The sequence below is a fragment of the Streptomyces lasiicapitis genome, assembly GCF_014646335.1.
Taxonomy (GTDB): domain Bacteria; phylum Actinomycetota; class Actinomycetes; order Streptomycetales; family Streptomycetaceae; genus Streptomyces; species Streptomyces lasiicapitis.
The window spans coordinates 35,322-56,450 of sequence record NZ_BMNG01000026.1 but is presented as its reverse complement, the minus strand read 5'-3'; the positions used below and the strand labels follow the sequence as shown (position 1 = coordinate 56,450).

General features: G+C 70.7%; 26 protein-coding genes. 18 read left to right on the top strand and 8 right to left on the bottom strand.

Going from position 1 to position 21,129, the window contains the following annotated elements:
- Together IEY91_RS39220 and IEY91_RS39215 are read left to right on the top strand one after the other, a co-directional pair.
- Nucleotides 1-3,309 (top strand): LysM peptidoglycan-binding domain-containing protein, encoded by a 3,309-nt coding sequence (locus IEY91_RS39220; protein WP_189177568.1) that lies wholly within the window; start codon nucleotides 1-3, stop codon nucleotides 3,307-3,309.
- Between the two features lie 120 nt (nucleotides 3,310-3,429).
- Nucleotides 3,430-3,735, top strand: coding sequence for a hypothetical protein (locus IEY91_RS39215; protein ID WP_189177567.1), 306 nt, complete (start codon nucleotides 3,430-3,432; stop codon nucleotides 3,733-3,735).
- Nucleotides 3,736-4,215: 480 nt separating this feature from the next.
- Here the strand turns inward: IEY91_RS39215 and IEY91_RS39210 are convergent, their stop codons facing one another.
- Nucleotides 4,216-5,589, bottom strand: coding sequence for an NsdA family TPR-like regulatory protein (locus tag IEY91_RS39210; RefSeq protein ID WP_229697659.1), 1,374 nt, complete (start codon nucleotides 5,587-5,589; stop codon nucleotides 4,216-4,218).
- A gap of 289 nt (nucleotides 5,590-5,878) precedes the next feature.
- Here IEY91_RS39210 and IEY91_RS39205 point away from each other — a divergent pair, with 289 nt between their 5' ends.
- From IEY91_RS39205 to IEY91_RS39170, 8 genes are all read left to right on the top strand, one after another.
- Nucleotides 5,879-6,010 carry a lasso RiPP family leader peptide-containing protein gene (locus tag IEY91_RS39205; RefSeq protein WP_189177566.1) on the top strand — a complete coding sequence of 44 codons (132 nt, stop codon included), beginning with the start codon at nucleotides 5,879-5,881 and terminating at the stop codon, nucleotides 6,008-6,010.
- Nucleotides 6,011-6,172: 162 nt separating this feature from the next.
- The gene (locus tag IEY91_RS39200; protein ID WP_189177565.1) at nucleotides 6,173-7,855 is read left to right on the top strand and encodes an albusnodin/ikarugamycin family macrolactam cyclase; all 1,683 of its coding nucleotides are present in this window, start codon (nucleotides 6,173-6,175) and stop codon (nucleotides 7,853-7,855) included.
- Nucleotides 7,856-7,994: 139 nt separating this feature from the next.
- Nucleotides 7,995-8,297: a PqqD family peptide modification chaperone gene (locus tag IEY91_RS39195; RefSeq protein ID WP_189177564.1), complete on the top strand. Its 303-nt coding sequence runs from the start codon at nucleotides 7,995-7,997 to the stop codon at nucleotides 8,295-8,297.
- Nucleotides 8,294-8,716 (top strand): lasso peptide biosynthesis B2 protein, encoded by a 423-nt coding sequence (locus IEY91_RS39190; RefSeq protein WP_189177563.1) that lies wholly within the window; start codon nucleotides 8,294-8,296, stop codon nucleotides 8,714-8,716. The genes IEY91_RS39195 and IEY91_RS39190 overlap by 4 nt, the downstream gene beginning before the upstream one ends.
- Before the next feature lie 90 nt (nucleotides 8,717-8,806).
- Nucleotides 8,807-9,829, top strand: a complete 1,023-nt coding sequence (locus IEY91_RS39185) for a protein-L-isoaspartate O-methyltransferase family protein (RefSeq protein ID WP_229697657.1) — start codon at nucleotides 8,807-8,809, stop codon at nucleotides 9,827-9,829.
- Between the two features lie 37 nt (nucleotides 9,830-9,866).
- A complete protein-coding gene (locus tag IEY91_RS39180) occupies nucleotides 9,867-10,871 on the top strand; it encodes an NAD(P)H-dependent glycerol-3-phosphate dehydrogenase (RefSeq protein WP_373288119.1) in 1,005 nt (334 codons plus the stop codon).
- 248 nt (nucleotides 10,872-11,119) lie between these two features.
- The gene (locus IEY91_RS39175; RefSeq protein ID WP_189177560.1) at nucleotides 11,120-11,851 is read left to right on the top strand and encodes a hypothetical protein; all 732 of its coding nucleotides are present in this window, start codon (nucleotides 11,120-11,122) and stop codon (nucleotides 11,849-11,851) included.
- Nucleotides 11,852-11,997: 146 nt separating this feature from the next.
- Entirely contained in the window at nucleotides 11,998-12,957 is a 960-nt protein-coding gene (locus IEY91_RS39170) for a hypothetical protein (RefSeq protein ID WP_189177559.1), read from the top strand.
- Between the two features lie 28 nt (nucleotides 12,958-12,985).
- On the opposite strand, the gene IEY91_RS39165 is transcribed toward IEY91_RS39170, so the two are convergent.
- The 3 genes from IEY91_RS39165 to IEY91_RS39155 form a co-directional block, all read right to left on the bottom strand.
- Entirely contained in the window at nucleotides 12,986-13,177 is a 192-nt protein-coding gene (locus IEY91_RS39165) for a hypothetical protein (RefSeq protein ID WP_189177558.1), read from the bottom strand.
- 814 nt (nucleotides 13,178-13,991) lie between these two features.
- Nucleotides 13,992-14,150, bottom strand: a complete 159-nt coding sequence (locus IEY91_RS39160) for a hypothetical protein (protein WP_189177557.1) — start codon at nucleotides 14,148-14,150, stop codon at nucleotides 13,992-13,994.
- Nucleotides 14,151-14,159: 9 nt separating this feature from the next.
- A complete protein-coding gene (locus IEY91_RS39155) occupies nucleotides 14,160-14,618 on the bottom strand; it encodes a hypothetical protein (RefSeq protein ID WP_189177556.1) in 459 nt (152 codons plus the stop codon).
- Nucleotides 14,619-14,974: 356 nt separating this feature from the next.
- Between IEY91_RS39155 and IEY91_RS39150 the strand changes: the two genes are divergently transcribed.
- The 4 genes from IEY91_RS39150 to IEY91_RS39135 all read left to right on the top strand — a co-directional run bounded on the left by IEY91_RS39150 (nucleotide 14,975) and on the right by IEY91_RS39135 (nucleotide 16,914).
- Complete coding sequence (locus IEY91_RS39150) at nucleotides 14,975-15,310, top strand: hypothetical protein (protein WP_189177555.1); 336 nt, start codon at nucleotides 14,975-14,977, stop codon at nucleotides 15,308-15,310.
- A 93-nt stretch (nucleotides 15,311-15,403) separates the two neighbouring features.
- Complete coding sequence (locus IEY91_RS39145; protein WP_189177554.1) at nucleotides 15,404-15,952, top strand: hypothetical protein; 549 nt, start codon at nucleotides 15,404-15,406, stop codon at nucleotides 15,950-15,952.
- A 227-nt stretch (nucleotides 15,953-16,179) separates the two neighbouring features.
- On the top strand, nucleotides 16,180-16,383 hold the full coding sequence (locus IEY91_RS39140; RefSeq protein WP_189177553.1) for a hypothetical protein: 204 nt from the start codon (nucleotides 16,180-16,182) through the stop codon (nucleotides 16,381-16,383).
- A gap of 177 nt (nucleotides 16,384-16,560) precedes the next feature.
- Complete coding sequence (locus IEY91_RS39135) at nucleotides 16,561-16,914, top strand: hypothetical protein (protein WP_189177552.1); 354 nt, start codon at nucleotides 16,561-16,563, stop codon at nucleotides 16,912-16,914.
- A 226-nt stretch (nucleotides 16,915-17,140) separates the two neighbouring features.
- Here the strand turns inward: IEY91_RS39135 and IEY91_RS39130 are convergent, their stop codons facing one another.
- The gene (locus IEY91_RS39130; RefSeq protein ID WP_189177551.1) at nucleotides 17,141-17,926 is read right to left on the bottom strand and encodes a hypothetical protein; all 786 of its coding nucleotides are present in this window, start codon (nucleotides 17,924-17,926) and stop codon (nucleotides 17,141-17,143) included.
- Nucleotides 17,927-18,124: 198 nt separating this feature from the next.
- On the bottom strand, nucleotides 18,125-18,367 hold the full coding sequence (locus IEY91_RS39125; protein WP_189177550.1) for a hypothetical protein: 243 nt from the start codon (nucleotides 18,365-18,367) through the stop codon (nucleotides 18,125-18,127).
- Nucleotides 18,368-18,501: 134 nt separating this feature from the next.
- Here IEY91_RS39125 and IEY91_RS39120 point away from each other — a divergent pair, with 134 nt between their 5' ends.
- The 3 genes from IEY91_RS39120 (at nucleotide 18,502) to IEY91_RS39110 (ending at nucleotide 19,768) form a co-directional block, all read left to right on the top strand.
- On the top strand, nucleotides 18,502-19,236 hold the full coding sequence (locus IEY91_RS39120; RefSeq protein ID WP_189177549.1) for a hypothetical protein: 735 nt from the start codon (nucleotides 18,502-18,504) through the stop codon (nucleotides 19,234-19,236).
- 113 nt (nucleotides 19,237-19,349) lie between these two features.
- Nucleotides 19,350-19,550: a hypothetical protein gene (locus IEY91_RS39115; RefSeq protein WP_189177548.1), complete on the top strand. Its 201-nt coding sequence runs from the start codon at nucleotides 19,350-19,352 to the stop codon at nucleotides 19,548-19,550.
- Nucleotides 19,526-19,768: a hypothetical protein gene (locus IEY91_RS39110; protein ID WP_189177547.1), complete on the top strand. Its 243-nt coding sequence runs from the start codon at nucleotides 19,526-19,528 to the stop codon at nucleotides 19,766-19,768. Before IEY91_RS39115 ends, IEY91_RS39110 begins: the two co-directional genes overlap by 25 nt.
- Nucleotides 19,769-19,850: 82 nt before the next feature.
- On the opposite strand, the gene IEY91_RS39105 is transcribed toward IEY91_RS39110, so the two are convergent.
- The gene (locus IEY91_RS39105; RefSeq protein WP_189177546.1) at nucleotides 19,851-20,219 is read right to left on the bottom strand and encodes a hypothetical protein; all 369 of its coding nucleotides are present in this window, start codon (nucleotides 20,217-20,219) and stop codon (nucleotides 19,851-19,853) included.
- Nucleotides 20,216-20,725 carry a hypothetical protein gene (locus IEY91_RS39100; protein ID WP_189177545.1) on the bottom strand — a complete coding sequence of 170 codons (510 nt, stop codon included), beginning with the start codon at nucleotides 20,723-20,725 and terminating at the stop codon, nucleotides 20,216-20,218. The genes IEY91_RS39105 and IEY91_RS39100 overlap by 4 nt, the downstream gene beginning before the upstream one ends.
- A gap of 66 nt (nucleotides 20,726-20,791) precedes the next feature.
- On the opposite strand from IEY91_RS39100, the gene IEY91_RS39095 reads away from it, so the two are divergent.
- The gene (locus IEY91_RS39095) at nucleotides 20,792-21,097 is read left to right on the top strand and encodes a hypothetical protein (protein WP_189177544.1); all 306 of its coding nucleotides are present in this window, start codon (nucleotides 20,792-20,794) and stop codon (nucleotides 21,095-21,097) included.
- Nucleotides 21,098-21,129 lie beyond the last annotated feature (32 nt).

Here is a 21,129-nt window from a genome sequence, read left to right as displayed (position 1 = left end):
ATGCGCACCCCAGCCCCCACCGGCCCAGGCCGCACCCCCGTCGCAGTACTGCGGGCACTCGCCAGCCTCGCCGTCCTGGCGGCCGCTGTCGCAGGCCTGCCGCTGCTGCTCATCAGGGTCACCCCCGTGGTGTGGGACACCAGTCACGACGACCTGACCCACCTCCTGGACCGGCAGGACACCGGCGGCGCCTTCCTGCTCCTGCTCATCGCCATCGCCTGGATCGGCTGGGCGCAGTTCACTCTCTGCACCCTGCGGGAGATCCCCGCCCAACTCCGCGGCCGGACCTGGAAGGCACCGCGCGGACTGGGCTCCTCCCAACGCCTCGCCTCGGTCCTGATCGGCAGCATCATCGTCCTCCTGCCCACCGGCACCGCCCTGGCCAACCCCGCCACCGCAGCCCCGGCCGCCACCGCCTCCCTCCACCCCCAACAGGCCCCGCAGACACCCCAGCCGGGCCCCACGGAGCACACCGCACCAACCACGGCTGACGACACCGCATCCACCTACACCGTCCGCGACATCCGCCCGGCGGAAAGCCTGTGGAGCATCGCCGAGAGCCAGCTCGGCGACGGCGAACGCTGGCGCGACATCGCCCAACTGAACGACGGCCGCACCATGGCCGACGGAAGCACCTTCCACGCCAGCACCTTCCTGCAGCCGGGCTGGCAACTCCGCATGCCCGACACCCCGGCAAGCCAGAACAACGCCCCCGCACCGCAGGGCGAACGCACACAAAGCGTCACCGTCCGCCCCGGGGACACCCTGTGGAAGATCGCCGAGGACGAACTCGGCGACGGCACGAAGTACGGGCAGATCTTCGAGGAAAACCGGGGCGCACCCCAGCCCGGCGGCACCACGCTGACCGACCCGGACGACATCCGTGCGGGCCTGAAACTGGATATCCCCCACCCCGCTGCCCCCGCTGCCCCAAAGACCCCGTCCGACAAGGCCAAGCCAGACGCCGCCCCGCCCCGCAGCGGCGACCGGGACGACACTGAACGCGGCTCCGCATCGGGCGGCACGGGAGAAGCCTCCAAGGCTCCGAAGGAAGAGCACGAGGAGCACGACCGCGGACAGCAGCCGCCGCCGCCCGCGAAGCCGGACACGGCCGGGCCCAAGAAGCCGGCCGCTTCGCCGCCCGCCACCACGGCCCCCTCGAAACCCGCCAGCCCCGCACCCACCGCTCCGGCGGAGACGAAGCCGCGACCGGAGCAAAACCCCTCCGATGAGTCGGACGACGCGGCGGTCGGGGTACGCGAGGTAGCCGGGGTCGGGATGCTGCTGGCGGGCTGCCTGATCGCCGCCGTGGGCGTCAAACGCCTGCTGCAGCGCCGCCGTCGGCGCCCGGGCGAGACGATCGCCATGCCCGCAGAACCCGCCCGCCTGGAGCAGGTCCTCGAGGCGAGCAGCGAACCGGGCAGCGTCGAACTGCTGGACCGTGCGCTGCGCACTCTGGCCCACCACGCCGGCCCGCAGAACACGGCATCACTGCCCAGCGTGCGGGGTGCGCGGGTCACTTCCCGCACGGTCGAACTCCTCGTCGACACCGACCCGGTGACCGAGCCTTTGGCCCCGTTCACCACGGCGGCCGAGGGCCGGTGGACGCTGGACGAGGGGCACACCCTCCTGACCGACGACCAGGCCCGCGAGGCGCCCGCCCCCTACCCGGGGCTGGTCACCCTGGGCGCCGAGCCGGACGGCAGCCATCTGCTCCTCAACCTGACCGCTGCCCGCGTCCTGCTGCTCGACGGCGACGACGACGCCGTCCGCGACACCGCCCGCGCCATCGCCCTGGAGGCGGCCACCAGCACCTGGAGCGATCACGCCGAGATCCTCACCATCGGCCTGGGCACCGAGCTGCCCGCCCTGCTGCCCCAGGGCCGCCTGCGCGTGGTACCGCACCTGCGCGCGGCCCAGAGTGAGCTGGGAGAACTCCTCCTGGAGCACCACCAGGGCGGGTACGACGGTGAGGAGGCACCGGCGCCTCTGCCGTGGTTGCTGATCTGCTCCGCCGAGGCCACCGTCGAAGGCGCCCGGCAACTCGCCGATGCTCTCGCCGCCTCCCGGGACCTTCCCGTCGCCCTGGTGCTCCCGGCCAAGGGCGCCCGCGCCGCCTTCCCCGACGCCGTGTGCCTGACGGCCGGCGCGGACACACCACAGCGCGTCGACCTCCTGGACAGCGACCTCGTCGTGCAGTCGCTGACGGAGGAGGACTACAGGGCGTTCCTCGACGTGCTGCAGACCGCGGAGGAGCCGGCGCACCCAGCCGAGGGTCCCTGGCAGTTCGTGCCGCCCGTACCTCTCGATACGCCGAGCGAGCCGAACCGCCCCTCGCCAGAACCCCACTTCACCGGCCTGGCGGCCGTCCCCGAGACACCACCGTTCACGGCGCTGACCGCATCAACGACCTCGACCAGCACTTCGCCCGGCTCGGTGCCCGCCTTCACCTCGATCGCCCCAAACAAGAGCCGCGACGCGGACCACGATGACTCCCGCGGCAATGCCTGGGACGTCGTTGAGCCCGCAGGCGAGGCTGCTGAACCCGCCACCCCGGCGGGGGAGTCCCCCGAGCCGGTGGATCTGCACGCTCCGGAGATCCAGGTGCTCGGGCCGGTCACCGTCACCGGCATCCAAGCCTCCGGCCACGGCTTCAAGCTCGCTCTGCTCGCCGCCCTCCTCCACTTCAAGGACGGCTGCACCATCGACACCGCCCGCGAAGCCATGGACCCACGCAGCCCCTGGTCCAAACAGACCCTGCAGGTCCGCATCTCCGAGCTGCGCAACCGCCTGGGCGCCGACGCGGACGGCACCCTCTACCTGCCCAAGAACCGCGCCGGAACGTACCGGTTGTCGCCCAAGGTCCGCTGCGACTGGGACCGCTTCCAGCAGCTCGCGGAACGCGGCCTCGCCAAGGACTCCGTGGCAGGCATCGCCGACCTGGAAGCCGCGCTCGGACTCGTCCGCGGCGCCCCCTTCGGCGGCGCCGACCTCACCTGGGCCGCCGCCCGCATACAGGAGATGCTCGTTCGCATCACCGACGTCGCCCACACCCTGGCCACCTGGCACCGGAGCGCGCCCCGCCCCGACCTGGACGCCGCTCGCCGCGCCATCCGCATCGGCCTGGACGTCGACGACAGCGCCGAACTCCTCTACCAGGACTGGATGCTCATCGAGGACCACGCGGCCAACCGCGCGGGAGTCCGCACCGCCTACGAGACCCTCCGGGACATCAACAAGCGCCTCGACGTCGGGATGGAACCGGAAACGGAACGCATCTACGACACGATCATGAGCCGCAGCGCATGAGGTCTGTACACACTCTGAGCTTGTTTCCGAACCCTGGCTCGGCGGCACTGTCAGCGGCCTGCGGTAGCTTCCATTGAGCCGAGAACGAGAAGGGGAAAGCCTGTGGAACTCCTAGATTCGGTGACCGGTTGGCAGTTCCCCGCCATGGTCATGGTCATCGCGGTATCGGCAGGCCTGGTTGCGATGGCGTACGGCGGACACCGAGGGACGGGCTTCGGTGCGGGTTCATTGGTGATCTTCCTCGGGGTGATCCTGGGTTTCGTCCTGCCCGCCATCGGCTCCTTCGCTGATGAGGGAAGTCTGCCCTCGGCAGCCGCCATCTTCGGTCTCTTCGGCGGCGGGGCGGTGGGACTCGCGGTAGGGCTCATCGTCAGTCTTGGACTGCTCGGGTCCTGGGGCCGGGCCGTATCCGCGCCGAACGACTGAGCCGCACCCCCTCACAGACGCGGTCCTACGGCGAAGTGCCCGGCTCCTTTCAACCGGAGAGCGGCCGGGCGCAGTGATGTTGGGGGCTCGTGTCGTCTTGCCGGCCCGCCCCTCGACCGCATGGCACGTCCGCTCAGGGAGGCCACGATGCGGGCGCTGGAGATGATCCGCGACCTCGACGGCTTCTTCGGCGGGGAGCTCGGGCTCACGGCCGACGTCGCCCTCGCGGCTCGCAGGCGACGTACCCGCCGCAGGACTGGGCGGAGTACGAGCGCCAGCAGCACCACCGGCCGCGGTGATCCGGGTCGCCGGGCGTGTGATCGGGTACTTCAGCGGCAGCACAGCCTCGACGTCCGGCGGCCCGGCTCCGGCCGGAGCGTGGGAGGCGGCGCGGCCGAGCAGCGGTACCCCGGTCATGTCCGCCCGCTGCGCGCCCCCGGCGGTGTCGGGACGAAGGCTCGGCGACGCGGCGCAAAGCCGTCAGCCGGTTTCGTCGAGGAAGGTCCTCACGACAGGGGTGGAGCGGTGTCGGCTGAACTCGGTGCGCAGGCGGTTGAGAGTTTCGCTGCCGCGTGCGGAAGTGACGCCGCCCATGAGGCCGACGGCCTGCTGGCCGGTCTCGACGGCGCCGTCCAGGTCGCCGAGCGCGAGGTGGGCTTCGGCCTGTCGGGCGAGGTATATGGCGGTGCCGCGAGGCTCCTTGTCGGAGTCGTACGGGTCGTGGTGTGTGACGGCGGACGAGAAATAGGTCAGTGCCCGTCTCGGGTCGCCGAGGCTGAGCGCGGCGGAGGCGGCGGCCTGGAGGACTTCACCGGTGGTGATCCAGTACATCGACTGCAGGTCTTCGTCCGGCGGGGTTCCCCGGTCGTACGCGGCGAGTGCGTTGCCGATCGCCCTGTAGGCGGCTGTGGGTTCACCCGCGATCGAGTGGGCGCGGGCCTGCCTGATGTAGAGCATCGTCAAGACGCGGGGCGATGTGATGTCGGCGCGGTGGGTGAGGGCGCCGTCGAGGAGGTCGAGTGCCCCGCGGGGGTCGGGTGTGCTGTTGGCGTATCGGAGATTTGCCCAGAAGGCGAGTGCGGTGGCTCCCGCCGTGCGGTCGCCGGCCCCGGCGGCGGCCCGCAGTGACGTCACGAAGTGCCTTTCGGCGGCCGCGGTCTGGCCGCTGTCGAAGGCGCACCATCCGGCCAGCCGGGATGCTTCGGCGGCTGAGGCATGGAGGCGTCGTCCGGTGTTCTCGCTGTAGGAGTTGTCACGCAGCAGGCGTGTGATGAGTCGTTTCTCCGCGCAGGCGGCGTCATAGACGTGATCGCTGCCGAGGTCGTCGTCGAGGTGGCGAAGGTCGTCGAGACGGCTGTCGAAGCGGTCGGCGACGGCGGCCCCTATCTGACGTCCGCCCGATGCGGTGGCGGGTACGGGGTCGGCGGTCGCCCACTGGGCAAGGGTCGCCGCGAGCGTGGCGGTCGTGGCGATCAGGAATCCGCGGCGGTCCAGATCCACGAGTCCTCCGGCGTGGTCGAGTGCTTGGATGGTTCCCGCCGGGTTCCAGGGCGATTCCCAGATGGCCGTGTCGTCTCGCAGGGCGAGCAGGAGCCAGTGCGGCCAGGGCTGGGCACGGATCTCGCGAGCGTCGATGCCCAGGACCTCGGCCATGGCCACCTGCGTGGGCATGTTCGGGGTCTGCGGGTTGCCCGGGCGGGTCCAGCGGCTGACCTTCTCTTTCCGGATGGCCATGCCGCCGTAGCCGAGTGCCTTATGTCGGTCCGCCACCCGCCGCAGGCAGTATTCGGCGGTCCAGCCGCGCACGGTCAGCACCTGGTTGAGCGGGTGCCGTTCCTCCAGGATCACGCCCATACCGACCTCCCCGAGACGCAGGACCCAGTGTGGGGGACTCGGCCGCAGGCGGGCAGTGCCTTCCGGGGAAGAGGCAACCGGGGCAACTCACGGCAACCAAAGGCAACTTGACCGGTCTTCCCGGCAACGGGGGCCCGCGCTGTGATGTGGGGGCAGACGTCGCCCTCGACCCGGCGGCGCCGCCTCAGCCGGGGCCGGTTCACGTCCTCGGCCCGGCTGCATACGACACCACCGTCCACTGCACGCCCACCCGGGGCGGACAGGGACGCGAGATCAGGAGGCCACGCTCATGAAGCACCCCACCACCCCCACCATCCCGGTCTACCAGGCGCCTGTCGTGCTGGACGCGGGCGAGGTCGTCGAGGTCACGCTGGGCACCCAGCCCTTCGACACCGCCGACGACACCGAGTACAAGCACTGATCCACCCACCGCTGAGGGCCGGGCACCAAGCGACGTGCCCGGCCCCGGCTCCGGGAGGCGCCGGTCTGCACGACTCCGTGCTCGTGCGCGGGGCCGCGGGGCTGGCGCCTTCACCGTTGGGCACGACCCACGACGTCGAGTGCGTACGGGAGTTGAGGGACGATGAGGTGGAGTGCGGGGTGGTACGGCAATGCCGGCAGTGACCGGCGGCCTGCTGGCGGGCGGGCGGTGCGCGGCCTGCAAGGCGCGTGGACGTGCGGGTGGCCGGCGGGGCAGGTCCGGGCTGTCGGCGGCGGTCCGGTGGTGCTGGCGGTGATCGGCGAGTGCGGCGCGGGCGACGACCGGCTCCGGGCAGCGCTGCCGGTTGTCAGGGCGAAGGGCTGGCGGGCGCTGACCCGCTGGCCTGGCTCGTACCTCGTCCTCGCCCGCAGCGGCGACACGCTCGCCGTCATCGGCGACCTCGCCGGGCAGCACCCCCTGTACTACCGCACGGACGCGGGCGGCATGTGGTGGTCGACCGCTGCGTCCGCGCTCGCCGCCCTGGACGGGGCGCCCGTCGACGTGACGGCGCTCGCCGCCCATCTGGCCCTCGGGCAGCCCGACGTGCTGGCCGCCCGGAGCCTGTTCCGCGACGTGAAGCGGGTGCCGGGCGGTCACCTGCTGCTGGTCGGCCCGGACGGGGCAGCGGTTGAGCGGTACGAGCCGGTGACTTACCCGGCCGTCGATCTGCGCAGGCAGGCGCCGGTGGTGCGGGCCGCGCTCGCCCAGGCGGTAGCCGCCCGCATCGACGACCGGCCGGTCAGCGCTGACCTGGCGGGGCTGGACTCCACCACGCTTGCCTGCCTGGCCGCCCAGCGCGGCCCGGTGACCGCGGTGACGTTTGCCGACGAACGCCTGCGCGACGACGACCACGCGTTCGCCGCCCGCACTGCGGCCGCCGTGCCCCACCTGGGCCACCACGCGGTCCCCGGCTCCGCCGGCACCGTGTACTACGCGGGCCTCGATGACCTGTCGGCGCTGCCGGTGACCGACGCGCCGAACGCCTACGTGGTCACCGCCTCCATCAAGCAGGCCGTCCTCGACACGGTCACCGCCAACACCCCGGGCCCGGGCGTGCACTTCACCGGAGCCGCCGGAGACGCCGTGCTCTCCGCCCCCGCCTCCTACATCGCCGACCTGCTGCGCGCACGGCGCCACCGCCAGACGTGGCGGCACGCCCGCGGCCACGCCCGGCTCCGCCAGACCTCGAGCCTCGCGGTCCTCGCCCGCGCCCGCCCGGCCTCGCGCGTCGACCTGGCAGGCGCCTGGCGGCAGACCGCCGCCGAGCTGCGCCGGCCCGCACGGGACTGGATTCCCCAGGCCCAACGGCCCCTGGCCTGGACCCCGCTGCTGGCCTCGGCGGACTGGATGACCCACGACGCGCGACAGGTGCTTTCCACCGCGCTGGACGAGGCCGCAGGGGCGCTCAGCGAGGCGCCGGTCCGGTTGGCGCAGTGGTCTGACCGGCAGGACCTGGCACGGGTCGGCGCGAACACCAGCGGGTGGCGCGCCCTCGCGCTCGCCGGGCACGGCATCGAACTGGCCGCCCCGTTCCTCGACAACGAGGTGATCCGGGCCTGCCTCGCCGTCAGCGGCGACCAGCGCGGTGCCCCCGGCCAGTACAAGCCCCTGCTCAAAGCGGCGTTCACGAGCACGGGGGTGGTGCCCGGCTTCGTCCTGGACCGCACCACCAAAGGCGGCTTCAACGCCCTCGCCTACGCGGGGCTGCGCGACAACGCCCCCGTCCTGCGCGACCTGCTCGGCCCCTCGTCGCACCTGGCCGCGCTCGGGCTGGTCACCGAGTAGCCCGTCGCCGACGCGCTCGCCCGCGCCGCCGCGGGACTGCCCACCGCCCAGGGCGCCCTGCACCTGGTGGTGACCGCCGAGGTGTGGCTACGGCAGCTCGCGGCCGTACCCACGACCTGGTGGCAGGAGGTGGCGCCCCGTGCTGCGGCTGCGTGAGCACACCCACCCGGTCCTCACCGACGAAGGCGGCGCCATCCTGAGCGAACACACCGGCCGCTGGTCCTACCTGACACCGACCGCCGCGGCCGCGGTGATGCTCCTGCTGGACTCCACCACCGAGGAGGAAGCAGCCAGCCGCTTCGCCGAGCGCTACGGCATCCCCTCCGGGCAGGCCACCACCGACGTCCGCGCGGTCGCCCAGACACTGACCGGCCAGGGCCTCACCCACGACGCACCCGAACCGGCCCCACGCCGCCGCAGATGGCGGAGGTGGCGGCCATGACGAGCGTGGAAGCCTACTCCACCACCCCCACCGGCCCCCTCGGCGAGCGCCTGGCCGCCGCAGCCGGACTCGCGCTCGCCCTGGTACTGCTGCGTCTGCCGTTCCGGCACACGGTCCGCGCCGCCCGCCTCGCCCGCAGGATCGGCCAGCGCAACCTCGACCCGGCGCGGGCCGAGACACTGGTCAGCGCCGTCCGGCACACCGCCCGCCTGTGGCCCGGACGAGCTGCCTGCATGGAGACCTCGCTCGGCAGCGTGCTCGCCGCCGCCCTCCTCGGACGGCGTCTCACCTGGTGTCTGGGCGCCCGGTTCTCGCCCCCGCCGACCGAGTACCACGCATGGGCCGAACTGCCCGAGCACGGCCCGGTCGCCGAGTACACCGCCGCAGGCTGGCACCACCACACCGCCTTGACGATCTGAACGACCCGCCACGCCGCCGGGCGCGTGTCCCTCACCCGCCCGGAGCAGTTGAAGAACACGAGTGCCGCCCGCACCCCAAGGAGTGAAGCCGTGACCGCCGTCCCGCTGGCCGCCGAGACCGTCCCCGAACGCCACTACACCCACCACGAAGGCCGCGGCACCACCCCGCACCGCTCCAGCCCCAGGGCGATCCACCGTGAGCTGACCACGCTGGATGTCCAACCAGGGATGAACGTCGTGGAGTTCGGCACCGGCTCGGGCTACTCCGGCGGGCTGCTCGCCGAGCTCGTCGGTCCCACCGGCACGGTGACCAGCCTCGACATCGACCAGTACCTGACCGCGTGGGCCAACCTCATCCACCACGAGCGCGGCCTGGACACCATCCGCTGCTTCACCGCTGACGGCACCGCCGGTTTCGCCGAACGCGCCCCCTACCAACGGATGGTGGCCTGGTGCACCCCGCCGCTCCTGCCCAAGGCCTGGGTGGACCAGGCGGCCGACGGCGCCCTGATCGTCGCCCCGCTGCCCATCGCGGCCGTGCCCAACATGACCGTGGTCGCCCAGATCCGCGTCACCGGCGGGCAACCGACCGTGGAGGCGGTGTTCACCGGCGGCTACATCGAGGCCACCGCCTCACCCAAGGGCGACCTCGACCTGCCCGGCCGCTGGGTGGACTGGGAGAACCGCGTCCCCGCCCCCTCCTGGATCTCCATCGCCTGGCGCGAGCGCGACGACTGGCGGCACACCGGCGCTCGCACCGCGCTCAACCTGCTGCTGAAGGGCACCCACTCCGAGCGGTACGCGGGCGAGGCGGTCGACTGGCGGTCCTGGCGGACCTTCGCGGCCGCAACCGGCAACCCGCAGCTGACCACGGCCGGGCTGAGGCCAGACCTGTCATCGGTCGGGCACTCAACCCCGACCACGGCCGCCGTCCTCCAGCAGGACGGCACCATTCTGGCCGACGCCCCCACCTCCCCGTCCCTCGCCATCCTGCGCGGCTGGCTGGACGACTGGGAGAAGGCCCAGCGCCCCGCCCCCGAGACCTACACGTCGATCCTCGTCCCCCACGACGACCAGGACATCAGCGGCTGGAACTTGCTCCTGTCCCGATAGCTCAGGGCGGAGTGGATGGATGGCGGGAGGAATCAGGGTGAGGACTGCAGTCCTGTCGGCCGGATCATGGGGCACTACCTACGCCATGGTGCTCGCGGACGCTGGCAACGACGTCGTAGTCCACGCCCGCCGACCGGAGATCGCGGATGCGATCAACACCCGACACGAGAACCCCGACTACCTGCCCGGCATCACCTTGCCGACCGGCTTGCGGGCAACCACCGACCCGGCGGCCGCCCTCGACGGCGCCGAGGTGGTCGTGGTGTCAATCCCGGCGCAGTCCCTCCGCCCCAACCTCGCTGCCTGGGCCCCGCACTTCGGGGGCGACACGATCGTGGTCAGTCTCATGAAGGGCGTCGAGACAACCACCGGATCGCGCATGAGCGAGGTCATCACGCAGGAAGTCGGCCTGTCCCCGGAGCGCGTCGCGGTGCTCTCCGGACCCAACCTGGCCCGCGAGGTTGCCGCCCGCCAGCCCGCGGCCTCCGTCATTGCGTGCGTTGACGAGAAGGTTGCCCAGCAGCTCCAGGAGGCTGCGGCGACGCCGTACTTCCGCCCCTACACCAACACCGATGTCGTGGGCTGCGAACTCGGCGGCGCCGTCAAGAACGTCATCGCGCTCGCGGTCGGACTAGCCAGCGGGCTGGGACTGGGCGACAACGCCACCGCCGTCCTCATGACGCGCGGGCTGGCGGAAACCGCCCGCCTGGGCCAAGTGCTCGGCGCTGACCCGCTCACCTTCTCCGGCCTGGCCGGCGTCGGCGACCTGGTGGCCACCTGCTCCTCGCCGCTGTCCCGCAACCGCACCTTCGGCACCCACCTGGGCAAGGGACTGAGCGTAGAGGAGGCCACGGCGCAGACCCGGCAGACCGCCGAAGGCGTCGAGACGTCCACAGCCCTCCTCGCGCTCGCCCACCGACACGGGGTGGAGATGCCCATCACCGAAGTCGTCGTCGGCGTCATCGAAGGGAAGGTCACGGCCCGCGAAGCGGCCGACCTTCTCATGTCCCGGGCGCCCAAGCCCGAGCGTTACAGCTCCTGAACCCCGGGCGGTTCCTGGCACCCCAGGCGGGCGTTGTCGGGGCCTGCGGGTCGGTGCCGGTGGCACCCACTTTGTGGAGTTTCTGGGCGATGGCCAGGGTTGGCGAGTTGCGTATGTCGTCGGTGTCCGGATTGGCGGGATGCTGGCGGCCCCTTTTCCCTCGACTGGTCAAACTTCTTACCAGTCAAGGTTTTTACCGCTAGGGTGGCGGCTGAGCAGGACCGAAGGCGAACAAACAGGGGAGAACAGTGAGTGCAGCCGAAGACCCTGGTCCGATCGTGTTCAAGGGGCGCGTCGCCCGTCACTTTCAGCGCCTACTGGACCTGCTGCATGCTGAAGGACTGACCTGGCTCACGGTCGACGACGTGATCGAAAATCTGGGTGCGATCGGTGACTGGCGCACCATGCGGATCACCCCGCGCGAGGTGGTCTCGATCCCCGAGGGCACCACCACCGTCCGTGAGAGGGACGCTGGCGACACGAGATTGGATCTGCTGGGGCTGTGTGCTGCCACGGGCTGGCCGCTTCCCATGCCGGACGGTGGCCGGGACCACACGACACCTGCCGCCTGGGCGCTCCGCGACGCACGCAACCGTCTGATCGCAGCGATGGCCGCGGACAGCCGCGGCCAAGGAGCCACCGCCAACACCATCGCGTCCAGGGCGGCTCCGGCGCAGAGCCGACCCACCACGCTCAAGGACCTCGCCGGTGAGCTGCTGCGCCTCGACGTGGCCGACGCCCTGGGCGACCTGCACGAGGAAGTGCCGCTCAGGTACGACGTCAAGGAATCGGAGCGCGCGGTGGGACTGCAAGCCCTGTGGCTCGACGAGCCCGAGGCCGAACGGACTCGGGCTCTCGACGCCGTACAGCATGCGCTGGACCAGTCCGGGCTGGCTGTCCGGGACCCGGCCAGCGGCTCACCAGCCTCGGTGCGGTCCCTGACCGAGCCCAAGGCGACGGTGTACATCGTTCGCCCCTGACCAGACCGGTCCCCCCTGTGCGAAGGAGAGCCTGCCCGATGCCCGCCATCCACCCGGGATCCACGCCGTACTCGCCCGAGCGGGGTTTGGCTATGCCGGTGAGCCGAAGTCGCTCTGAACTGCACAACGGAAATGCGGGAGGGCGAGTGAACAACGACAACGACCAACCGACACGTCCCGAGGTCCCGCGCGCCGTCCTGGATCCCGAACTGCCCGAGGACACCAAGGCGCTACTTCGGCATGCCGAGCGTCATCCGATCTGGGCTGCCGGCAAGCCGATCAGCCCCTGGTGGGATGCTCAACCGGCCATCGGCTGGGGCGCGGCCGGCGCGACGGTGACAGGCCTTGCCTGGTGGTTCGCCTCGACCGTCGACCGGCCCGACGACCCGTCCCCCAACCAGGCCTTCCACATCTGGATCGCAGACATGATTGAGTCCGCGCTCCCTGTGGTCATGATGGCGGGCGGCCTGCTCGCGACCTACGTCGTGTTCACGGTCCTGATCGCCGGAGGCGACAACGACAAGCTGCGCATCGTCGCAGAGTCAGAAGAGCGATGGGTCCGCCCCAAGCAGCTGACCGACGACGCCCAGGCGCTCCTCGTCCGGGCGCAGCGGGCCGCCGACACGATCCTAGGGTCCTCCGTGCACCGCCTCTCCCTCCTGGACCGGCCGCGCAACGAGGTCATGCTCCCGGAGCACGAATGGGAGATCGCGACCGGCCTGCGCGACTACAGCCGCCTGGTGGAGCAGGAGCCAGCCACGCCCAGGAGCGAGAAGGTCACCGAGCTGCTCGGCGTACGGCGCAAGGCCCTGGACGTCAGCCGGGACAGCATCGAGCGGCGCGTGACCGCGTTGGAGGCTTACGCCGACCAGGTCACCGAGGCCGATGCCACGTACGAGGAGCTCCAGCAGATCCAGCAGTTGAGCGACGGGAGTTCCGACGTGCTCGATCTGCTCGCCCGCACCGCCCGTGATGACCTTGCAGCCGCCGAGCTGGACAGTCTCACCGGAGAAGCCGCGGTCGTGGCGAAGACCTTCGCCAGGGCGCTGGAGACCGCCAAGCGGTCCGCCGTCGCAGCGCTCCCCCCGCTTCGTAAGGGCGCGTAAGCAGAACGCCAGCTGCGCCGTCGGGCGGTCAGCCGGCCCGTCTCATCTCCTCAAGGACGCTGTCCGGCACGTCGCCGCCCACCGCGACCGGGACCACGCGCGCCACGGCACCTAGCTTCTGCAGTCTCTTCAACTCCGTCTCGGCGGCGACTTCGCTGTACGAGACCACGCTCACGTGGACGCGGCCGTCCGTCCGCGATACCACCTTGAAGTTCTTCACCTGGGCCTCCTATGCCAGTCGATCAAGCAAGAGCCTGCCAGACGCCTCTGACAACGCGCCGGTTACGCCCGACACCGACGGCTGAGCGCGCCGTTCACCCCGAGGTTGATGCGCCCGGGGCCGCGCCCCGCAGCCAGGGCTCACCCGTCCTGGTGGATCACGGCGTGCGCTCCACCTCGTCGTGGGACGAGTGCGCCAGGGTGGCCCGATGCGCCGCACCCTCCCGCTCCTCCTGGCCGCCGCCGTGCTGCTCACCACAGGGTGTACGGCGGTCGGACCGGCACAGCGGCAGGCCGCCGAGCGGCACGCGTCGCCTGCCGGCGACCGTGCCCCCTCGCCGCTCGTCTCACCGCAGCAGTCCACGCCTCGGCCAGTGCCGCCGCGCGGCACGGACCAGCTGGTGCGCACCGGGCCCGAACCTCGCCCGGCGCCGCGCCGCCGCGAGAAGGCAGAAGCGGCCGAGCAGCGGCCGGTGCGTGTACTGCCCCGGCCCCGGGCTCGTCCTACAGCCGGGGCGGGGGCGGTTGACGCTGCGCCTCGTCGAGCGGTACCGCGCCGGACGGTTCCTCGTCGGCGGGCGCCGCAGAGGGCGGTGCCGCGCGAGGGAGCGGGGCGCCCTCGCCCGGCGCCACGTCCGGGTGTTGACGTGGCGCCGGGGGTGGTGTGCTCGTGGGCGAGCAGCAGTGGTCTGGACCCGGCCGTCGTGGCGGCGTGCCGTACGCAGATGCGGCGGGCAGGGTGAGGCTCGCTCAGCTCGTCTGGAACGCCGTACGGGGTCAGCCCATCTGGGCTGACCCCGTACGCGTTTCGGACGTCAGTCTTCGTCGGTGTCCGTCTGGTGGGACGGGTGGGTCTGGTAGATGTCGCCGTTCTCGTCCACCATGCTCTGCCCGTCGGAGAGGATGATGGGCTCCGAGCCGTCCGGGGCGGGGGCGAAGTCGTCACCCACGAACCCAAAGATCTTGCGGGCCATGCTGATCTCCTAGTCCTGGTCGGTGGTGTCGTCACTTCTCTTGGCGGAGGCCCACGCTTCCCAGCGGGCGGCCGCGATGCGGCGAGGGCCGGTCTCATCCAGCGCCTCGCGTCGCCGTTGTGCGCTTGACCGTTGGGAGTCCATCGCCGCAGCGAGCTGGCCGGTGGTGCCGCCGAGCTCGCGGTGGCGGCGGATCGCGGCGTCACGGATGCCGCCCACCATCGGCACCAGGTGGGTGTGCAGCTCCCGGATCGCGATGTGCAGATCGTCGGCCGTGATCTCCGTCTGCGCCTCGGTGCGTACGCTGTGGCCGGTGCGCAGGATCGCCAGCGCCCACAGGGCCGTGTCCATGTGCTCTACGAGGCCCTCAGCCTCGGTCAGGCCGATCGCGTCTACCTCAGCGCCGGTCAGACGGATGGTCAGGTCGACGCCCCCGCCCGGTCCCCAGGTCGCGGTGTGCAGGGTCATGCAGCCCTCCGATTCACCTCTGTACGCAACTGCGTACAGGAGGGCAAGAGGGCTCAGAGGATGGGGGGCGTCGGCGGCGGGCAGGGCCAGGGCGGTGAGGAGCAGGGCGCAGGCGGTCAGCAGCGCGCGGGCGTCCACCGGCGCCGTGCGCCACAGGGCGAGGGAGTCAAAAGGGCCTCCAGGGGGTGATCAACAGTGAGTCACTGCGTCTATCGCACATCGGAGGCCGGCGGGCACGAGCGGGCCGGTTCGATCACCCGGACGATGCGCCCAACACCCCTTCGTCGCCGGGCTGTTCGTCCTCCCCGTCCCAGCAGAGAGCCCACGTTCACCGTGGGGCGGGTACTTGTATCTGTGTGGCGTTGGTGTGGGGTCGGGTGGTGGAGCGGGCGCGGGTGGTGGCGGCGGAGTACGGCACGGCGGTGACGCTGCGCCAGCTCTGCTACCGGCTGGTCACGTCACGGAGGGCGTGGTGCGCACCGGGCGTGGGCCTACCGGAAGCTGTCGTCACACCTGGCCGCGCCACGCCGCGCGGGGCAGGGTCCGGAGCTGGTGGACACGACGAGGGCCAGCAGGTGATCGACCTGGAGTTGAAGCTCCAGGAACGGGACGACGACCTCGCCGCCGCCCGCGGCGCCAACCGCGAACTCATGGCCCAGATCAACCGCGCGGCAGCCGCCGAAACCGACTAGCCCTGCGCCGGAGTACGCAGTTCCCACCGGAGTCCGCCCCAACGAGCGGACTCCGGTGGGACCCTGGACACACGACGGGCAGGGGAGCACACCATGGGCCTGGAGAACGTCACCCCGATCTCGATCGACCAGATGCTCAGGGCACTCGCCGCGCTGGGACAAGAACACGTTGTCGACCCCGAAGTACGTCCCAACGGTCTGATCAAACAGGACGTCCCCGAGCTTCTCGGGGCCCTGCTCGGCCTCATTGAGACCGAGGCCACCACCGTGGTCGACCCGACAGAGGAACCACCCCAATCCCTCCACGGGCTCCAGCAAGGGTGGCAACACACGAGCGCCGACAGGGTCGTCCACCGCGCTGTCCTTACCCACCGGCTCCGCCGCACGACATTCGACATCCCCATACTCCTCGCCGACGTTGACCCTGACGACGAGGACGCCGCCGAACCACTCGGCATCGCCGCGGCCGCAGCGACCACCATGGCCGCCGCAGAGTTCCTCGACGCCCAGGATCATGTCGACCAAGACCGGCTGGAGCACGCTCTTATCGCTCTGGACGGCGCCGAAGGCTCCCTCGCTCAGGCCCTGCTCACCCTGCACCTCCTCCGCCTCCAGATCCGCGCGATCCGGATGCAGGAGTGACGGTTCGCCGAAGCCGTGCACCACACTTGTTGCACCCGTAATGATCTCCCGGACCGCCTCTGAGCTGCGTCGAATTCGTGGCTTCGGGTACCGAACTGAGCCCCCGTGGTTCACCGCCCCCGTCGGCCAGGACATCCGGGCACGGCCGCTGACTCGGCGCGTGGTACGGCGGCGGAATTCACACCGGCATCTCGCGCGCGGTCAGCCGTAGCTGCGATGGTGGCCCCATGACAGAGAATCCGACTCCGCCGTCGAGGGCTACGTGGTCAGGCCGTCCCTCGCAGCCGACGTCAACGGTGGCCATCGGTCAGTCGTTGTTCCTCATCGGCAACATGGGGATAGATAAGCCGCTCCCACCGTCGATGAAGCTCTCCCCTGAGCAGCGAGACGAGATGCTGCGCACGGTGGGCGTGGAGCCCACCGACCGCTGAGCCGCTGCGCGAACGGCACGCTACTGCCATGTCTTCCGCCATCTGGATTCCCGGGGTCGCCGCAGCCCTCATCACCTGCGCTGGCGCCGTTTTCGCTGTCGTTTACACCAAGCGCAGGGAGAACCGGGGCTGGCGCAGGGAGAAGCTCCTCAACGACTGCCGGGCCTTCGAGAAGCAGTGCAACGCCCCCAGGACGACTTCGGCAAGCAGATCACCGCCATCGTCCGGCACAACGCCGGGTACAGCACCGACCTGAGTGTGGACACGGCGACCGGCCGGTCCTGGCATGCCGTCGGCACAGCGCTGAACGAGGTCGAGCGATCGGCCCGGATGATCGGGAACTTGGATGCTGTCCTCTTTGACAGAGCCCGATCCGTCCACCGGTCACTGATGGCGGAAGTGGACGCGATCAAGAGGGCAGGCACGGACGCCGGGTACCGGGAGACACACATCTTCGCGTGGGAGCAGGCCCGGGAGCGTTCTGATCGCCTCCGCGACGAATTCACCGCGTCGGTGCGCGCCAGGATGTGAGCCGGGGGATGGTCGTACGGCGCGGGCTGACCTGCGGGCGGTGACGCCTTTCGGAGGCCCGGCCTGGTGCCGGCCAGGCCGAGCCTCACCGGGAGAAGCCTAGGGGCGGCCGCCTGCGCACGGCTGTCCGGGCCGAGAGGCGACGGAGCGGCCCCAAAGACGCGGTCCGTGAGGCTTTGTGCGGACGGTCCCGGCGCGGGCCGTCCACCGGCGCCGGGTGCGCCGCCTACGCCCCGGCCCGCTCATCGAGCAGCGCGGCGTGCTCGCGGTTGCGGTCGGCCTCGTTGGCCGCGCGTGCGGCGTCGGCCAGGTGCTCCTCGGCGAGCGCGGGCTCGGCGGCGGCGAGTTCGGTGTACAGCTCGGCCTGTTCGTCGTTGAGGGCGGCGAAGGCGCGGGCGCTGGACGCGCGCGCGGCCCGGTCCGCCGGGGTGTCCGCAGGCCCCATGAACTCCTCGTGCAGGATGCTGGAGCGCTGCGCCAGGGCTTCGCGGCGGGCGTGCAGCACGGCGGCCCGGCCGCGGCGGGCGTGCTCGCTGTCCAGTGCCTGCGGGTGGCGCACCGCGTCCAGTCCGGCCGAGACGGCGTCGGCGCGCTCCGGGTGGGTCTGGGCGTAGTACGCGTCCAGCCAGGCGGCCCGCTCCGGGGTGGACATGATGTGTCCCGCGGTGGTGGCCCGGCCCAGCTGGGCCCAGACCTGGACGGCCTGCGCCCACTTGCGGTGCGCGGACTGCTTGGTCATGCCCGCGGTCTCGCCCAGCTGGGTCCAGTTGGTGCCGCGCTCGCGCTCGGCGACCACGGCCGCGTCCTGCATGCGGTGGACTGCCTTCTCCAGGGCGAGGGCGGCGCGCAGCAGGGCGCCAGGGGCCGCGTCGGGGTCGACCGGCATCAGCTCGGTGGCCGCGGCGGCCAGCCGCTGGGCCTGGACGGCGAGTTGGACGCGGGCCTCGTCGCGTGGGGAGAGGAAGCGGTCGGCGACGGCGGTCCGGTGGGCGGGCAGCTCGGTGTCGGTCATGGCGTCAGCTTAGGGCTGACAGCCTCCACGCGTCAGCCCTAAGCTGACGACTAATGTTCGTCAGGCAGGAAGTGACGGAAAAACACCCGTCAGCGAAAAGCTGACGGCCGAAAGGCGTCAGTGCGGGGCTGACGGACGCTTCCTCCCGGATAACCCCCGGCCTTCGCGGTCATGGCCCGCGAACACGACCTGGCCTTCCTACGCCTGGGCGGCGTCCGTGTGCTCGATCCACTGGCCAAACGCCGTACGGGGCACCTTGCAGGCGATCAGGAACGCCCGCAACTGCTCGACCGAGCCGGGCGCCCCTAGGGCCTCGGCCGCCCACCGCCGGACGGCCGACGGCCCCGGGCCCGCGGCGGCCAGGCGGACGAGCACCGCGGCCAGCAGCCCGGCCCCGCCGAGCAGCGCCGCCGCCTGCCCGAGCGGGAGAGTCGAGTCCACGGCACCCGCGAATGAGAGGCCGGATCAAAGGGCCCCAACTCGCCTATGCAGACACCGAATTGAGGCGGCATGTCCGGCCAGCATTCCGAAGCGTCGTGCTAGCCTTGACATAACGTCATGGGAAGGAGGCGGAGATGGATGCTTCCAAGGCACTTGGTGTCGCCCTTGGCACTCTCGTGAGCCCGGCAACCCTGGCGACTCTGACCACAGCCGGGCGCCTCTACATCCAACGCGCGGAAGAGAAGGCGAAACGCGCCCAGGCACCCCTCTCCTCGCAGGTGGCAGTCGCTGCAATGTTGAGCGATCTGAGCGACAGAGTGCTGGTGGCCGCTGTCGCCGCCGACCGCGCTCAAGGAGCTTCCTGGGCCGACATCGGCACCACTCTCGGCATCACCCGCTCGGCGGCTCACGCACGATTCGTCGAGCCAGTGGAGAAACTCAACAAGCAGGCGATGCAGGACGAGTCGGACCAGGCCTCCCCCTCAAGCGCAGTGACGCGCCTCAAGTTCATCTGGTCCGAGATCGAAGAACTCGCCGTGCAGGAACAGACCCGGGCTGCGGCCGAACTCGTCACCCAGAACCCACAACTTCCGCACGACCTGCAGGCGGCAGAAGCCCTCTACCGAGATACGGCCGGCGCTGAAGCTGCCGCGGGACTCTCCGGGCTCGCTCAGATCGGCCGCCATGCCGGGGACCTTAAAACAGCCGATGGCCGCCACCAACGCACCTCCGACACCAGTCCGAACCTCCATCCGCCCCCCGGAACCGCCGAAGGGCCCACCGCTCAAGACGAGCTCGCGAGCAGGATGGACCGGCTGGAAAACACAGTGAACCTCCTGCTGGAACGACTGACGCCTCAGCAGGAATGAGGGGCCTCGCCGCAGGCCTGCGACGCAGCCCCTCAAACGCAAGATGCCGCCCCTCGGCCAAGAGACAGCGGCACTCGCATGCAGAACCCCTCCCACGCAGGAAGGAAAGTCCTATGGAGCAGTATCTCCGACTCCACCCCGTTCGTGCACCCGTTCGCGTCAGTGATTCGATGAACATCTCTGCGTTCATCGCGGTTCTGGCCACTGGAGTGATCTTGGTTCTTGTCGGCCACACGCCTGTCGCAGGCGTGGCAGCCGTCGGCTTGATGGCCACGGCGGCCTACAAGGCTTGGAACGCTCGACGCATCAACTGAACATCGGCACGACCTGCCAGTGGCCGCACCCGCATGCGCGCGGTCACTGGCAGGGCCTCTACCTGTCTCATGAGACACGCCAAAGTCTGGAGAACAGCGGGCACCGCCTGGTCGTCTCCGACCTGTTCGGCATCCAGCCCAGAACGGCGGAACGCTGGGCAGCCTTCGCTGGCGCGAACTGGTCGGACTACCTGGCAGCCCGCCAGCCCCCGCCGTAGTATCGACCGCTGCGCCACCCGCAAAGCGAGGCCGATCACCAAGGCGACGCGACACGGGCGCCGCCGGACCCGGCCGAACGGATCAGCGCGCCCGCAAGGGGCGAAGCTCGTCCACGCTCAGCGCCTCGACGGTTGCGAAGAATCGATCTACGAGTTTGTCCAGCACGTCTGACTCCGGCATGCTGCCATTGAAGGTGACGTCCTCCGAGCAGCGGTCTTCGCGGTTACAGGCGTAGCCTCGCAGCTCGAACAGCACGAGACCGTCATTCTCGGGCGACGGCACTTCGAACGCTGACACGATGCGGATGAGTCCGGCGGCGTCGTCATCGGATTTCAGCGTCCATTCCATGGCGCCGTGCCGTGCGACGCCGTCATACATCCAGTCGTAGTTGGCGGTCTGGACGTTCTTCATGCCGTGTTCCAGCGCCGTGCGCAACGGATAACTGGTCATCGGACTTCCATTTCCATCTGGTCGAGGATGGCGTCAGCCGGCACGCCCTGCGGCAGAAGGAACTCAAGCCCTCCACCTCGCTGCACACGTTTCGGCCCTCTGAGTTCTGGCACCTTCGTAGGGTCGATCAGGATGGCGTGGGTGCGCACTACCCGCGGGCACGGGAACCGCAGGTAGCGCGCAGCGTCGACCGAGCTGTAGGGGGTGGGCGTCGCCCAGAGCCCGCCGTCGCCTCCAGCGAATCCCTCGCGGAAGTCATGCGGTGTCCCAGGCACGAGGTAGTGGACCAGGAGCCGACCGTTGAGACAGCTCGCGTCCGCCTTGGAGTGTGCATCCAAGCGCTCCCACTCGGGGAAGACCCGGTCGTCGAGCATGAACAAATCGATCTGTGTCGCGAGAAAGCCGCAGGTCCCCATGACGTCATCCCTTTTCAGCGCTGTTCTCAGGATGCGCTTCCGTCGAAGCGGCGGCGACTCGGCGACGAATACGAGCGGAGTGGTTGGCATCGGCGCCCTCGTCCTGACTCAGCCGCGGCGCCGGGTTCGCTGAGGGGAGAGGGGAATAGCGCAGAGTTGGATTACTGCCTCTTCCAGTGCCACTCCGAGACCGTCGACGCGGACGTCGTCGGATACACCGGCACACCCCAGAACCCCCGCGTCCTGGCCGTGCGGCTCCCAGACGGCCGCCGCGTGATGTCCCAGCGGCTCACCCCCGTGCTGTCCGCGCAGGCGCGAGCTCATCTGAAGCAGAGCGGGCCCGGGCGGCACGCCCGCACTGATACGGGGGAGCGGTACACAACGACCGCGGCCGGCCTCGTCGTTGAAGTCGAGGCGGGGACGACCCGACACGCGGTGGTCACCGTCAGCCGCGTGCGGTGATGACCGTTTCGCCAGGTCGGGTGGGACGGCTG

Bases quoted from the DNA above. Each gene is read 5' to 3' on its own strand.
- IEY91_RS39155 (WP_189177556.1), bottom strand. From the start codon at position 14,618: ATGACCCTGCACACCGCGACCTGGGGACCGGGCGGGGGCGTCGACCTG.
- IEY91_RS39205 (WP_189177566.1), top strand. From the start codon at position 5,879: ATGAAGCACCCCACCACCCCCACCATCCCGGTCTACCAGGCGCCTGTC.
- IEY91_RS39140 (WP_189177553.1), top strand. From the start codon at position 16,180: ATGACAGAGAATCCGACTCCGCCGTCGAGGGCTACGTGGTCAGGCCGT.
- IEY91_RS39220 (WP_189177568.1), top strand. From the start codon at position 1: ATGCGCACCCCAGCCCCCACCGGCCCAGGCCGCACCCCCGTCGCAGTA.
- IEY91_RS39130 (WP_189177551.1), bottom strand. From the start codon at position 17,926: ATGACCGACACCGAGCTGCCCGCCCACCGGACCGCCGTCGCCGACCGC.
- IEY91_RS39115 (WP_189177548.1), top strand. From the start codon at position 19,350: ATGGAGCAGTATCTCCGACTCCACCCCGTTCGTGCACCCGTTCGCGTC.
- IEY91_RS39190 (WP_189177563.1), top strand. From the start codon at position 8,294: ATGACGAGCGTGGAAGCCTACTCCACCACCCCCACCGGCCCCCTCGGC.
- IEY91_RS39100 (WP_189177545.1), bottom strand. From the start codon at position 20,725: ATGCCAACCACTCCGCTCGTATTCGTCGCCGAGTCGCCGCCGCTTCGA.
- IEY91_RS39160 (WP_189177557.1), bottom strand. From the start codon at position 14,150: ATGGCCCGCAAGATCTTTGGGTTCGTGGGTGACGACTTCGCCCCCGCC.
- IEY91_RS39105 (WP_189177546.1), bottom strand. From the start codon at position 20,219: ATGACCAGTTATCCGTTGCGCACGGCGCTGGAACACGGCATGAAGAAC.
- IEY91_RS39120 (WP_189177549.1), top strand. From the start codon at position 18,502: ATGGATGCTTCCAAGGCACTTGGTGTCGCCCTTGGCACTCTCGTGAGC.
- IEY91_RS39210 (WP_229697659.1), bottom strand. From the start codon at position 5,589: ATGGGCGTGATCCTGGAGGAACGGCACCCGCTCAACCAGGTGCTGACC.
- IEY91_RS39145 (WP_189177554.1), top strand. From the start codon at position 15,404: ATGGGCCTGGAGAACGTCACCCCGATCTCGATCGACCAGATGCTCAGG.
- IEY91_RS39200 (WP_189177565.1), top strand. From the start codon at position 6,173: ATGAGGTGGAGTGCGGGGTGGTACGGCAATGCCGGCAGTGACCGGCGG.